This window comes from Nitrobacter sp. (genome assembly GCF_051535235.1).
Lineage (GTDB): Bacteria > Pseudomonadota > Alphaproteobacteria > Rhizobiales > Xanthobacteraceae > Nitrobacter.
Genome location: NZ_JBPPLZ010000009.1, coordinates 106,162 through 119,370 on the forward strand (window position 1 = coordinate 106,162; position 13,209 = coordinate 119,370).

General features: G+C 62.3%; 13 protein-coding genes and 1 pseudogene. 9 read left to right on the top strand and 5 right to left on the bottom strand.

What is annotated here, in order from left to right:
- Nucleotides 1-6: 6 nt before the first annotated feature.
- The 4 genes from ACS3WA_RS12880 to ACS3WA_RS12895 are packed head-to-tail and all read left to right on the top strand — an operon-like array spanning nucleotide 7 to nucleotide 3,359.
- A complete protein-coding gene (locus ACS3WA_RS12880; RefSeq protein WP_438278911.1) occupies nucleotides 7-813 on the top strand; it encodes an ABC transporter ATP-binding protein in 807 nt (268 codons plus the stop codon).
- Nucleotides 810-1,649: an ABC transporter permease gene (locus tag ACS3WA_RS12885; RefSeq protein ID WP_438278912.1), complete on the top strand. Its 840-nt coding sequence runs from the start codon at nucleotides 810-812 to the stop codon at nucleotides 1,647-1,649. Before ACS3WA_RS12880 ends, ACS3WA_RS12885 begins: the two co-directional genes overlap by 4 nt.
- Complete coding sequence (locus ACS3WA_RS12890; RefSeq protein WP_438278913.1) at nucleotides 1,649-2,632, top strand: 2-hydroxyacid dehydrogenase; 984 nt, start codon at nucleotides 1,649-1,651, stop codon at nucleotides 2,630-2,632. The genes ACS3WA_RS12885 and ACS3WA_RS12890 overlap by 1 nt, the downstream gene beginning before the upstream one ends.
- A 1-nt stretch (nucleotide 2,633) precedes the next feature.
- Nucleotides 2,634-3,359: an AprI/Inh family metalloprotease inhibitor gene (locus ACS3WA_RS12895; RefSeq protein WP_438278914.1), complete on the top strand. Its 726-nt coding sequence runs from the start codon at nucleotides 2,634-2,636 to the stop codon at nucleotides 3,357-3,359.
- Between the two features lie 7 nt (nucleotides 3,360-3,366).
- On the opposite strand, the pseudogene ACS3WA_RS12900 reads toward ACS3WA_RS12895, so the two are convergent.
- The 5 genes and pseudogenes from ACS3WA_RS12900 to ACS3WA_RS12920 all read right to left on the bottom strand — a co-directional run.
- Nucleotides 3,367-3,531: pseudogene (locus ACS3WA_RS12900) on the bottom strand (JAB domain-containing protein); the annotation flags it as partial.
- Between the two features lie 100 nt (nucleotides 3,532-3,631).
- Nucleotides 3,632-3,862 (bottom strand): helix-turn-helix transcriptional regulator, encoded by a 231-nt coding sequence (locus ACS3WA_RS12905; protein WP_438278915.1) that lies wholly within the window; start codon nucleotides 3,860-3,862, stop codon nucleotides 3,632-3,634.
- A 326-nt stretch (nucleotides 3,863-4,188) separates the two neighbouring features.
- The gene (locus ACS3WA_RS12910) at nucleotides 4,189-5,646 is read right to left on the bottom strand and encodes a nucleotidyl transferase AbiEii/AbiGii toxin family protein (RefSeq protein ID WP_438278916.1); all 1,458 of its coding nucleotides are present in this window, start codon (nucleotides 5,644-5,646) and stop codon (nucleotides 4,189-4,191) included.
- On the bottom strand, nucleotides 5,643-6,452 hold the full coding sequence (locus ACS3WA_RS12915; RefSeq protein WP_438278917.1) for a type IV toxin-antitoxin system AbiEi family antitoxin domain-containing protein: 810 nt from the start codon (nucleotides 6,450-6,452) through the stop codon (nucleotides 5,643-5,645). Before ACS3WA_RS12915 ends, ACS3WA_RS12910 begins: the two co-directional genes overlap by 4 nt.
- 271 nt (nucleotides 6,453-6,723) lie before the next feature.
- The gene (locus ACS3WA_RS12920; protein ID WP_438278918.1) at nucleotides 6,724-7,077 is read right to left on the bottom strand and encodes a hypothetical protein; all 354 of its coding nucleotides are present in this window, start codon (nucleotides 7,075-7,077) and stop codon (nucleotides 6,724-6,726) included.
- 204 nt (nucleotides 7,078-7,281) lie between these two features.
- Between ACS3WA_RS12920 and ACS3WA_RS12925 the strand changes: the two genes are divergently transcribed.
- The 5 genes from ACS3WA_RS12925 (at nucleotide 7,282) to ACS3WA_RS12945 (ending at nucleotide 13,130) form a co-directional block, all read left to right on the top strand.
- Entirely contained in the window at nucleotides 7,282-9,036 is a 1,755-nt protein-coding gene (locus ACS3WA_RS12925) for a hypothetical protein (RefSeq protein ID WP_438278919.1), read from the top strand.
- Between the two features lie 128 nt (nucleotides 9,037-9,164).
- Complete coding sequence (locus tag ACS3WA_RS12930; RefSeq protein WP_438278920.1) at nucleotides 9,165-9,365, top strand: hypothetical protein; 201 nt, start codon at nucleotides 9,165-9,167, stop codon at nucleotides 9,363-9,365.
- Nucleotides 9,340-11,853, top strand: a complete 2,514-nt coding sequence (locus ACS3WA_RS12935) for an AAA family ATPase (RefSeq protein WP_438278921.1) — start codon at nucleotides 9,340-9,342, stop codon at nucleotides 11,851-11,853. The genes ACS3WA_RS12930 and ACS3WA_RS12935 overlap by 26 nt, the downstream gene beginning before the upstream one ends.
- 100 nt (nucleotides 11,854-11,953) lie before the next feature.
- Nucleotides 11,954-12,598, top strand: coding sequence for a hypothetical protein (locus tag ACS3WA_RS12940; RefSeq protein ID WP_438278922.1), 645 nt, complete (start codon nucleotides 11,954-11,956; stop codon nucleotides 12,596-12,598).
- Nucleotides 12,599-12,608: 10 nt separating this feature from the next.
- The gene (locus ACS3WA_RS12945) at nucleotides 12,609-13,130 is read left to right on the top strand and encodes a hypothetical protein (protein WP_438278923.1); all 522 of its coding nucleotides are present in this window, start codon (nucleotides 12,609-12,611) and stop codon (nucleotides 13,128-13,130) included.
- Nucleotides 13,131-13,209 lie beyond the last annotated feature (79 nt).

Genomic DNA, 13,209 nt, shown 5'->3' on the forward strand with positions numbered 1-13,209 from the left:
GTGCCGATGATCGAGCCCGCAACAGCGCCATCCGAATCCGGCACGAGTGCGCGCGCGGGTGACGCCGTCAGCATGAAGGGTGTCACGAAACGCTACGACGGCGGCGTCGCGGCGCTGGGGCCGCTCGATTTCGATGTGAGCAAGGGCGATTTCGTGTCGCTGCTCGGGCCGTCCGGCTGCGGGAAATCGACCGCGCTGCGAATCATCGCCGGCTTGAGCGCGCCGACATCCGGGACGGTTCGCATTGCAGGCGGCGGGCGCTCCATCGGCTTCGTGTTTCAGGAGCCCACCCTGATGCCGTGGGCAAGCGTGCGCGACAACGTGGCGCTGCCGCTGAAGCTTGCGCGCCGCTCACGTCCGGACATCGAGGGACATGTCGAGCCCGCGCTGGCGCGGGTCGGGTTGGCCGAATTCGCGACCGCCTATCCGCGCGAACTCTCCGGCGGCATGAGGATGCGGGTGTCGCTGGCGCGCGCGCTCGTCACCGATCCGGATATTCTTTTGATGGACGAACCGTTTGCGGCGCTCGACGAGATCACCCGCTTCCGCCTCAACAACGACCTGCTGGCGCTGTGGCGCGACTTGCGCAAGACCGTCATCTTCGTCACCCATTCGGTGTTCGAGTCGGTCTATCTTTCGCGCCGCGTCGTGGTGATGACGCCGCGCCCCGGCCGCATCAGCGCCGAGTACCGCATCGACACAGTCGAGCCTCGGAACGAGGATTTCAGGACCTCGGCGGAATACGCCGCCTATTGCCGTGAGGTATCGATCGGGTTGTCGCTGGCGACCGGCAAGGGAGCGCCCCGCCAATGACCGTATCCGGTTCATCGGCGGCGTCGGCCGGCAGTGACGTATCGGAGCGCGATCGGCGAGCGCCGGTCGCGCGCGTGCTGTTGCCGGTCGCGGTGCTGGGAGCCGGCGTGCTGGCGTGGCATATCATCGTGCAGGTCTACGCCATTCCGCCCTATGTGTTGCCGGGTCCCATGCTGGTGGCGGCGACGCTGGTGCAGGACTGGCCGATCCTGTGGCAATCGCTGCTGACCACCCTGCTGACCACTGCGGAGGGTTTTGCCGCAGCACTGGTGGGCGGCATCGCGCTGGCGCTGTTGTTCAACCAGTCGAAATGGCTGGAGCATGCGCTCCTGCCCTATGCGATCATCCTGCAGGTCACGCCGGTGATCGCGATCGCGCCGCTGCTTCTGATCTACCTGCCGCAGCAGACCGCGGTGGTCGTCTGCGCCTGGATCGTCGCGTTCTTTCCCGTTCTGTCGAACACCACGCTGGGTCTCAATTCGGTGGACCGTAATCTGGAAGGGATGTTTCGCCTCTACGGCGCATCGCGGCTGCAGACGCTGCGTTATCTGAAACTGCCGGCGGCGCTGCCCTACATTCTCGGCGGACTGCGCATCGCCGGCGGCCTGTCGCTGATCGGCGCGGTGGTTGCGGAAATCGCGGCCGGGTCGGCCGGCGCAGGTTCCGGACTCGCCTACAGGATCGCGGAATCCGGCTACCGGCTCAACATTCCGCGCATGTTCGCGGCGTTGTTGTTGCTCTCGGTGGCGGGCATCGTCATCTATATGTGCCTTGCGGCGGTGTCGCATCTGATGCTGCGGCGCTGGCACGAAAGCGCACTTCGGAGGGAGAACTGATGGCCGCCAACGGCTCGCCGGAAAGGATCGAACTCCTGGTCTACGGACCGCGCAAGCCGACGATCGACAACGGCTTTGACGACGGGTTCGTGCTGCATCATTGCGAGCAACTCGCCGATCTGGACCGGCTGGCGCCCGCCGTCACTGGGAAAATCCGGGGTATGGCCGTCACCGGTCTGGTACCTTGCGGCAGCGCGGTGCAGGCGCTCTTTCCCGAACTCGAGATCATATCGACCTTCGGCGTCGGCTATGACCATGTCGATACGGGTTACGCACGCGACCACAACGTGGTCGTCACCAACACGCCCGACGTCCTGACCGAGGAAGTTGCGGACGTCGCGCTCGGCCTTCTGATCGCGACGCTGCGTGATTTCGTCAGGGCGGATCGCCATGTGCGGGAGGGGACGTGGGCGACGCGGAATTTTCCCTTGAGCGCCGGCTCGCTGCGCGACCGCACGGTGGGCATGGTTGGCATGGGCCGGATCGGTCAGGCAATCGCGAGGCGGCTCGATGCGTCGCGGGTGCCGGTTGTCTACCACTCGCGCCGTCCGGCCACGGGCGTGTCCTACCGGCACTATCCGGACCTGATCGAGATGGCGAAGGCGGTCGATACGCTGATCGTCATCACGCCCGGCGGCGCATCGACGGAGAAGCTGATCAATGCCGATGTGCTGGCGGCGCTCGGGCCGCGCGGCGTCGTCATCAACCTGGCGCGCGGCTCGGTCATTGACGAACCGGCGCTGATCCATGCGCTGAAATCCGGCGTTATCCTGGCCGCTGGTCTCGATGTGTTCGCCCATGAGCCGCACGTTCCGGAGGAGTTGCGCGCGCTGCAGAACGTGGTGCTGTTGCCGCATATCGGTTCGGCGTCGGTGGTGACGCGCAATGCTATGGACCAGCTTGTCGTCGACAACATCACGGCCTGGTTCGCCGGCAAGCCGCCGCTGACGCCGGTTCCGGAAACGCCGGTGGAGGGACGCTAGCATGACGAGCATAAACCGCAGCAAGCGGGCATGGCGGAAGCGGAGCGCCTTTCTCGCCGCCGCTGTTGCGGCATTGATGACCTGCGGATCGGCCGCATTGGCGCAGGATGCGTCGGCATTGAAAAAAGGCATGATCGGGCAGTGGGAATTGTCGACCACCGAACGCAGCAAGACCTGCGTCGTGACGCTCAAGGGAGATTCATCGCCGCACGGTCTCAAGCTCGAGCTTGAGCCAGGCTGCGCGGCCTCGCTGCCGTTCACGAAGGACATCGCGGCCTGGACCGTCGCCGGCCTCGATATCGTGCGCCTGCAGAGCGCCACCGGAGAACCGGTGATCGATTTCACCGAAGTCGAAAGCGGCATTTTCGAAGGCCGGCGGGAGAACGAGGGCATCTACATTCTGCAAAATCTCGCCGAGGCCCGCTCGCTCGCCAAATCGATGGATCAGATGATCGGCGACTGGGCTTTCGTTCGCGGCAACGGCCAGACCGTCTGCGGCATCACGCTGACCAACACGGAGGTCCCGCCGGACAATTTCCAGGCTTTTCTCAAACCCAAATGCGATCCCGCGATCGCCGGCTTTAAGCCGGAGGTCTGGCGGCTCGATCACGGTGAAATCCTGCTGATATCGGCGGGTGGAGAAACCTGGCACTTTCAGGCGGACGACAACGCGCAGTGGCGACTCGTTCCGGACACCGCAAATCCGCTGATTCTGGTGAGGCAATGAGCCGAGTCTAGATCAGCCGCAGCCCTTTCAGGCTGGCATGGCCGTTCTTGCCGACGATGATGTGGTCGTGCACGGAAATGCCGAGCGGCGCGGCGATCGCGACGATGGATTTCGTCATCTGGATGTCCGCCTGCGACGGCGTGGGATCGCCTGAAGGATGGTTGTGCATCAAACCACTCTCATCCACATCTTGCTGATTTTATTGTTATTTCTTGAACCGTTGATTTCATTGGGGCCGGAGATTGGAGGCGGTGGATATTGACGGTTCGTGATCATCCCGCTGCCTCTCGTTCCTTCGCGCTCAGGACCTTTGCGGCACGACAGATCACGAGGTTCTTCCGATCCCATGCCTCTAGCTCCGAGAGAGGATATAAAACCGCGCGTCCGAGCTTCAGAAAGGATGGCCCGATTTTCATCATCCGCCAATTGCGCAACGTGCCCAAGCTGATCATCCCTCGATAACGCTCGTAGACCTCCTCGGGTGTGAGAAATAGAGATGACATAGTGCAGCGCGAGTGGACAGGAGGACGACTTCAAAGATCGGCGAGTTGCTCAATGCTCGACCGTCTGGCTTGCTACTCGGAGAGCACCACGCCGCGCCCGGGGTTCACGGAAAGCTCCTTGGTTCGAGTTCGTTCGAGTCAGCGGGCGGATGGATAATGGGTGGACCTGCGGTTTGTACAGAGGCCGATGCGGAGTCGCAGCTCCTTGAAGAGGAGGGCCTTAATCAAGCCATTTGTGCAACGGCCTGTTGCACAATCATGATCAAGTATCTCATCCGCAGTTTAGTTGCCAAGCTCATCCTCTCCGACCATCGACGGCCGATTCGCTAGTATTTTGTTCTCACAAATGTTCCGAACGTTCCGAAACATTCGTAGCCCGTCCGGTTGTTCTTGTGTTTGTTCAGCGTCGCGTCATAGCTCTTCTTATTGAAGGTTTTTCCACAAACGGTGCATTTGAAAACGTAGGTTGGACCGCTTGGCGCCCCGAAACCCGTGCTTCGTGCCGATCGGCGGACAGGCGAGCGCCGAATGGGCGAACGGCCCAGTCCGAACACACTTCCTGAACCCGAGCTCGCGGTGTGCGGAATGGTCTGGGGGCCAGACGGCGTGAGTTCGATGGGATATCGTGGCGAGAATGACGACTGAGTGGCGTTCACCCCAAGAATGCTATTGACCAGATAGCTGCGCGGTTGACCGTTGTCCGCTCGCACGGCCATGAGCAACACGTCTCCCGCTTGCGAGCGGCGGAGCGAATAAGCCTCGATTGCTCTCGTTGCGCGGTTGCCCTGCTTATCGCGATAGTCGATTTCAACGAGGAGACGGTTGGCCGCTGCGAAGCGGATCATCTCGATATAGTTCTGGCCTCGGCCGCCGGCAGGCAAGCCGACGATGCGCTCGCGGATGAGTGTATCACCGGCGCCGATGGGCATCGCCGCGAGGGGTTGCGGAAGGGCGCCTTGGAGCCAGGCGAAGATTTCCGGGAGCGCGTCCCAGAAAGTTGCCACGGGTAGCAGCGCAGGAAGCTGGTGTTCCAGCATGTGGCTCCAGCCGGCCTCAAGATCCGCACGGTGAGGTTCGAGGTCGGCTATGCTCGGAATGCCGATGCCCTTGAATTCGCATTTGGCGCGCAGGACCTCCATGAAGCGCCGCGGCTCCGGGCGCGCCTCGCCGTTTCGGTACAGATTCACCACGTCATAGAGGTCGCGAGGACGCGTTCGCTCGGCGAGAGCCCGGAATTTTTCGGCGAACGCCTCTATGTAGTCGTAGGCCAGGACGTGAATGCCATCCTCTGGAGCGTCGCTATAGGGGTGAAAAATCTGTGCTTGGACGGGCGGCAGAACGACACGCTCGTCCGCTGTCAGGTCGAGTTTGATCCGCGGAAGACCGTGGGTCGATGAGACAGGCCCTTTGTAGCTGATCTTTCCCTGGCACGAGATCTGTCCGCGCGGGTTCTGATAGATCTCGAACTCCTGCTTGTCGGCTGGAATCTCGATGCCGGTCTGTTCGTAAATCCACTCGCCGATCTCAGAAAATGCGTTCTTCAGAAAGTCGGCGTCGAGGTGCTCCGGCTTCGTGAGCGTGAAGTCGAGGTCCTCGGAGAAGCGGTAGGTCTCGAAGAAACACTTCTTCAGGCAGGTGCCGCCTTTGAACACCCAACTTTCCGCGAGGTCTTCGTGGCTGTAGATGCCCGCGAGCATCCATCCGAGGACATAGTCCTTCTCCACGACGTGTGGCGTGAGGGACGTCTGCTGAGAGATCGCGAGGATTTCACGCTTATCGATCATGTCGTTTCCTCGCGAGCCCAGCGTTGGGGCACGCGCAGCCGCCACTTTGTCACCACGTGCGATCCATCCTGGGCAGGGTCGAGCTTCGCATGGCCGCCGCTTAGATGGTGTTCGCAAATGCGGGCGAGCTCAGCACCGTCGGGCAAGCGCTCGGCCAGAAAACCGAGGCGCTTAAAGATGGCGCCGTTGCCGAGACGCACCGCGTACTCGATGACCTTCTCGTTGTCGCGATCGTCGCGCCGCAGATAGGCGGCAAGGCAATCCGCTACATGCTGGATCCCGCCGCCCACCGCGGGGTCGTCCAGCATATCGATAACAGTGCGGTGCACGTCGGAGACAGGCACGCGAGTCTGATGGCGCCAGACACTCTTCGTGCCGAAGAGCTTCCGTTCGTCGATGTGCTTCAGCGAGAACAGCGCGCCGTGCCGCTCCTGGCGCTTCTGACGTACGGCCTGAGCCGTCATCACCACGATGTCCTTGAAGATTTGCTCTGTGAGATCCCAATGCTCGGCCGCTGTGCGCCCGCCTATATATGCAGGTGCGAAGAGCGCGGGGACGAGCACCCAAGGGTCGTCGAGGACGCGATCGGATCCCATCGTGTCGATCGAAGCGGCGACATAGGCTCCCCGACCGACGCGTCTCAGCCAACCCTGCTCGGTCCAGCGCGAAAGACGCTGGGCCGCCGCGGTCCGATCGAGTTGCAGAGTGGTCGCAACGTCGTCCACGTGGATCACGTCCCCCGCCGCAGATAGGACACGGACTAGCTGCGCACGACCTTGGGGAAGCCTCGGGGCGGTTTCTTCCATATGCAACACTTATCATAAAGTGCGAATTCCGGCATATATGATAACAGGTGGTCCCCGGAGAGTCTATTGCTTCATCATCTCTATTTCACAGAAATCGCTAATTATCGACAATGTGCGAATATGGCTTTCTGCCTTTGTAGGAGGCGGCGAGCTCCGCTTCACGCCGTCGTCGCGGCCTTCTCCGGCGATAATCCGTCGGGAAGGGCGCCGAGGTCGACTTGAATTGCGTTGTTCTGCGTTGTTCTGAATCTTCTTGACCCATCGCCCTGCGTCACGTATCTGAGCGGTACAACGCAGAACAACGGAGATGCGCGTGGAAGATTCGCACTCGGCAACGAAGACACGGTCGGGCCGACCAGGCTGGAGCGTCATATTCCGGCATCCCCTTCGCCGGGATGCCCGCGGCAAGCCCGGCCTCAAAATTAGGCGGGGTCTGAACACGACCGACGACGCCCAGGCGGATGAGCTGGTGGGACAGCTCAATGTGCTGTTGGGGGACCAGAGCTGGTGGAGCGCCGATCGTCGCGGCGACGCCGAGCGGGAGTTCGCGCCGCAGATCGTCTCGGCATTCTTCGATGGCATCGAAACCGGTCGGGTCGATACCGCGCAATTGCGCGATGCACATATCCCGCTGCCCGGAAAGGATGACGGTTATGCGCGTGTGCTGCTAGTGGGCACCACGGGCGCGGGCAAGACCACGCTGCTGCGGCACCTGATCGGTTCAAGCCACGAGAATGATCGCTTTCCCTCGACCTCGACCGCCAAGACCACGATTTCGGACACCGAGATCGTTACGGCGGAGGGTCCGTTTACGGCCGCCGTCACCTTCATGTCGGAGTTCGAAGTTCGCGCTCATATCGATGAGTGTATCGAGGGTGCCTGTCTCGCCGCCACGGAGGGCCAGCCGGATGTGAAGGTAGCGGCAGCGCTACTGACGCATCGCGAGCAGCGCTTCCGTCTGTCTTATCTGCTTGGAGAGTGGGACAGCGATTCAGAGGCCGATGACGATGAGGACTTCTCGTTCGACACGATCGTGCCGGCGACCGGTGTTCCCGAGGAAGAGGACAGCGTCACGGACGCGGAGCGGCGGAGCAACAGCGAACGTCTGAAAGCTTATGTAAGCCGCGTTCGCGCGCTTGCCGGTGAGATCAACAAGCAGAATGCCGCCGACCTTGGGCTTCTTTCCGAGCAGAAATCTCCCGATGACAAGGTTGCATGGCTGGAGTTCTACAGCGACCGGCTCTTTGAAAGCGAAGAGTTTGCCCGGCTCGCGCTCGACATTCGCGATGAGATCGAAGGCAGATTCGAGTTGCTGGATGCGGGATCGCTCGAACGCTCCGCGACCGGCTGGCCGGTCATCTGGACGTTCGAAAGCGCGGACAGGGACGCCTTCCTGCGTCAGGTTCGCTGGTTTTCGAGCAACCATTTCCGGCAATTCGGCCGACTCCTCACGCCGCTCGTGGACGGCATTCGCGTGCGAGGCCCATTCCGTCCCGCGCCTAAGGAACTTCATGTTGCGGATAAGCTCATATTGCTCGATGGACAGGGCCTCGGCCACACGGCCGAGTCCGTTTCCAGCATTTCCACGCGGGTGACTAAACGCTTCTCCGAAGTCGACCTGATCATTCTTGTCGATAGCTCGCAGCAACCGATGCAGGCGGCTCCGCTCGCACTGCTCCGCGCTGCGGGTAGCGCCGGCTATGCGGATAAGATCGCGCTCGCTTTCTCGCATTTCGATCAAGTGAAGGGCGACAATCTCCAGACGACCGGCCAAAAGCGCGCCCACGTCATGGCGAGCGTCGGCAATGCCGTAGCGGGGCTGCGTCAGTTGCTTGGCGCGCCCGTGGCTGCGGCGCTGGAGCGGCGGCTGGAAGAGCGCGTCTTTATGTTCGGTGCGCTCGACCGTGAGATTGGGGACATCCCCGGTGGCGTCCTCAAGGAGATGCGTCGGCTTCTCGTGTTGCTGCAATCGGCGGCCGAACCGGAGGCTTCTGCGGAAGCCGCGCCCATCTATGCAATCGGCGGCCTGGAGCTCGCCCTGCGCGACGCCGTCGAAAGCTTCCTGCGTCCGTGGGAAGCCCGGCTTGGCCTCATTTACCGCGACGGCATCAGGACGGAGCACTGGACGCGCATCAAGGCGCTTTCGCGCCGCTTCGCGAATGCCTGGAGCGATGAGTACGACAATCTGCGGCCCGCGAGCGATTTGATCGGCAGGCTGCAAGAAGAAATCTCGCGGTGGCTCGACAGCCCGGCTGGCTGGACGCGCGTGCCGACAGACGAGGGCGAGAGAATGGCGGCACTCAACCCCGTTCGGAGCGGCGTGTTCAACGCCCTCCACGAGCTGGCGAAGGCGCGGCTTGCGGACCAGCACCGCAGCGACTGGATGAACGCCTATAGCTATTCCGGCTACGGCTCCGGTTCTCGGCGCGCGGGTGAAATCCGCCGCATCTACGAGGATACGGCGCCGCCGATCAGTTCGGCGATGAAGCCGCAGGCGCGGGCCTTCCTGACGGAGATTGTCGGCATCGTGAAATCCGCGGTGGAGAAATCGGGAGGGCATTTCGAAGTGACGAAGGCCGCATAAGAGGCCGAAGCCGCAGCACGTTCACAGGTCCGGCGGCGGTTGTGCATCGCCGGACCGACCAATTTCCGGTATAGGGCCGGTAACATCATAATAGCCGCTTCGGGCGGCCGGAGTTCTGGAGGGGACGTATGGAGAGCGCAGAAGAGGAGCCGCAGGATAATCTTGCGCGGCTGAAATCACACCTGAAGGCGGGCAGTCTTGCCGAAAGGCTCGTCTCGGCCCGCATCGACGCAGGGGCGTCGGATTCCCGTTCCAATATCCGCAAGGTTCTGACCGACCGCATCGAAGAGCTGAGACGCGCCCATGACGTGCCGGCTCAGCAAGCTTGAAATCCAGGGCTTCCGCGCGTTCGGCCGCGCGGTCCAGACCCTCGACCTGCCGTCCCTGCTGGCCGCAATCTGCGGGCCAAACAGCCAGGGCAAAACGAGCCTCGCGGAAGCCGTCGAATTCCTGCTGACGGGGCAGATCGTCCGCCGGGCGCTGATGGCGAGTAGCCAGGACGAGTTCGCCGACGCGCTGCGCAACGCACACTTGCCGGCAAGCACGCAGGTCTTCGTGCAGGCAACCATCGCGGATTCGAGCGGTGCGCCGCGTATCGTGAAGCGTGTTCTCAAGGCGGATTACAGCAAGAAGCAGGAATGCGAGACGGTTCTCACCATCGACGGGAAGCCGGCTAACGAAGCGGCTCTTGCAGCGCTGGGCATCGTGCTGTCGCAGCCGCCGCTGCGCGCGCCGGTGCTCGCGCAGCATACGCTCGGCTACGTGTTCTCGGCGCGGCCGCAGGATCGCGCGAGCTATTTCAAGGCGCTGCTCGAAGTCACCGATCTTGAGGAATTCCGCAACCAGGTATCTGCGCTCGGCAACGAGATAGCAGCGCCAGCCAGCCCCCTGATTGAAAAGCTCGAGGCGGCTGCCGGCATCGCGGGCGCGGGCCGGCTCATGAAGCCCCTTCTTGCGAAGGTGCCGACACCGGCGGAAATAGCGGCCGCGCTTGCCGGCTGCGCGAAAGAGTTGATCGCGGCAGCCGGGGAGGCCCCGCCCGTCGATGCCGATGCGCTGTTCGCGCGGCTCGGTGTGCTTCTGAGCGAAAGGCGGGCGAAAACCTTTGCCCTGAAAGGCTTCGACCGCAAACCGCTTGCGCCGTGGTCAGGAGCGACCGCCGCGCAGCAAGATGCGCTTACAGTCTATGTCGCAGAACGCGATAAGGTAGACGAAGAGACGCGGCGGCTCGTCGGCCTATTCCGCGAGGCGCTGGCGTTGCCCGCGGTCGAGAGCGCGCACGCCGATATCGACTGCCCTCTCTGCGGATCGGAAGCAGCGCTGACCGCCGCCCGCATAGCCCATATCCGGGGCCGCGTTGCCGACACTGAGAGCTTCCAACAGGCGCAGAAAGACGCGGCCGAGGCCCTGACGCAGATGCAGGCGCTTGTCAAAAGCGCCGTTGACGGCGTGATCGACGCGTTGCCACTTCTTATCACCCATCCCTCGCGCTCCCGCAGGGCGCGGGGCATTCGCGTCGCGCGCATCCATGCCCTGCTCGGCGCGGAGGCAAAGCCGCAGGTGGAGCTTTGGCTTTCCTGCCTGCGGCGGCTGGTCCGCGCGCGGACGCGCGTGGTTTTGGCCTCGAATCGGCTAACCGGACTCGTCAGCGGCGCCATCGAGAAGCCGGAGTCGCTGGATGACCCCGATTTGATCCGGGACGGCTTCACTGCGCTCGCCGCGGCCCGCGACGCGTTTGCGGCCGTGCTGGTCCCCTACGATCCCGCCGAGAAGGCCGTGAGCGACGCCTTGCGCGAAGTGGTGGACGCGCAGAGCGAGACGACCGGCTGGCAGGAACTGATCGACCTTGCGGGCGATCGGGAGAAACTGCGCGCCGCGCTAATCGACCGTTCCGCGCATGAACAGGCGGCAAAGGAGCTCACCCAGGCGCTGAAGCAGATCGACAAGGGCAAAGAGGCTGTCCTCGAAGAGAAGTTCGGCGACCTCAGCGACGGCGTGCAGACGTGGTGGGATTTACTGCGTCCGGACGAGCTCAGCTTCTTTTCAGGCGTACGGCCGCGCCCCGGTGCGCGCCGCACCATCGACTTCAAGGCGGGCCTGTCCGCGAACCTCGACCGCAGCGAGCCGAAGTTGCGCGACGTCATCGCTGTGTTCAGCCAGTCGCAACTGCATTGCCTTGGCCTCGCGCTTTTCCTCGCGCGGGCGGTGAAGGAGAATTCTGGCTTCGTCGTGCTCGACGATCCCATCCTCTCGAGCGACGAGGATTACCGCGCCTTCTTCAATTCAAGCGTGCTTGAAGAGCTGCTGAAGCGCGGCATGCAGGTGATCGTGCTGACGCAGGACCAGCGCACCTGGAAAGATCTCGGCGAACGCTACCTGCACCAGAACATCACGCTCTTTCAGATCGCGCTGCAAAGCCCGGGCAACGGATCGACCGTCACCAACACCGCGGACGATCTCGGTATGGCCATCGATCGGGCCGACAAGCTGGTGCGAAGCAATCATCCCGACATGCTCAAGCAGGGCGGCAGCGTCATCCGCGACGCCGCCGAACGCTTTTGCAAGGAAATGCTGGTGCGGGACCGGCGCGCGACGGGCGCCGCCGCCGCTTCGCTCAGCGATTACACCAACAGAAACCTCGGCCAGCTCTGCCCGCTGGTCGAGCCGCTGCTGAAGCATGACGCATCGCATCCGGGCAAGTTGCGCACGATCGGCGGCACGGTCAATCCGGCAAACCATGATGACGCCGTGCCGGCAGCCGGAGCGCTCAAGGTCGCGCTCGGCGACCTACGATTTCTCAAGAAGGAATATCTCTGAGGGGTGAGCACCGTCATGGAGATCACCGGTTTTCGGGCGAAGCAGTTCACCACCTACATATGCTGATGGCCCGACCGGCCTGGCGCGCGAGGGAAGAGAAATGGCCGTCTCGTTGAGCTTCGTCAAAAAGATTGCGCCAAAATCAATTGATGCGATGGCCATCGCGGAAGTGGTCGATCGGGTTGAGACCTTGAACCAAGGCATTGCCAAGTTCTGGTCAAAGAGTGATGGCTGGGCTCCCGTCGCCGCTGCCGGCCTGCTCGGAAAATCGCGCCTCGATTGGCAGGCCTCATTGTCAGGATCGCTTAGGCTCTGGATGCGGGAGCCGCCTAACGCGCTCACACCGGCGGAACTCATACTGGCTTGGGCCAATCTGGGAAGCCTCGTCGAAGGCACGATCAAGACGCTTCTGTCCGTCTGGTACGAGACCTACAAGGCCGACATCGACAATCTCAAGAAGGCGAATGCCTTCGACCACGCAAAGCAGACGTCACACGCGCCGGACGGACTGGCCCTGGAGAAGCTGCGCAATTATTGCAAAATAAAAGGGCTGCTTGGCGCCGAAGGCGACGCGCTTGTCGAACTTGTACAGCAACGTCGAAACGCGATTCACGCGTTCAAAGACCGACCGATTGGTGACGGGGTCGAATTTCAGAAGGCTGTGCGCAGTTATCTCGCACTTCTGCGGGCGATCAACGGCAGACTTCCATATCCGGACGAGATGTATGAGCCGCGTGAGCATTAGGTGAAGCCTCTTGAGAGATTTGAAAGATCTAACTCCGCCTGAGCTGCTCGTGTTGCACGCTGCGGTATCGGAGGAACTCCGACGGCGCGGCGTCATCCGAAGTTCGAATAATCCCGTCGGCGATCTTGCTGAGCATCTGTTTTGTCGCGCCTTCGGTTGGAAGCAGGCGCCGAACTCGATGCGCGATGCCGATGCCACGGATGCCGCAGAGGTGCGATATCAGATCAAGGGACGACGCCTGACGTCGCACAACAACTCACGTCAGCTCGGGGCGCTTCGCGATCTGCCGGCGCAGGCCTTTGATGTGCTTGCCGCCGTTGTGTTCCAGGAGGACTATCGAGTACTGAGGGCAGCACTGATCCCGCACGTCCGCGTTTTGGAATTGGCAAAGCGTGTCGAGCGAACCAACAGTTGGCGGTTCCTGCTTCGCGATGCCATCTGGTCGGTGCCTGGCGTCTGCGATGTAACCACCGAGCTCCAACAGGCAGAAGCCTCCTGGGCATTGGCATTGACCGACGATTCGAAAGTATAAGATTCACGCTCGATCACTAATCGAAAATGATGCTTCGTGATTGAGCGTGAAGACGGGTTCAGAGAGGGATAGTTGTGCA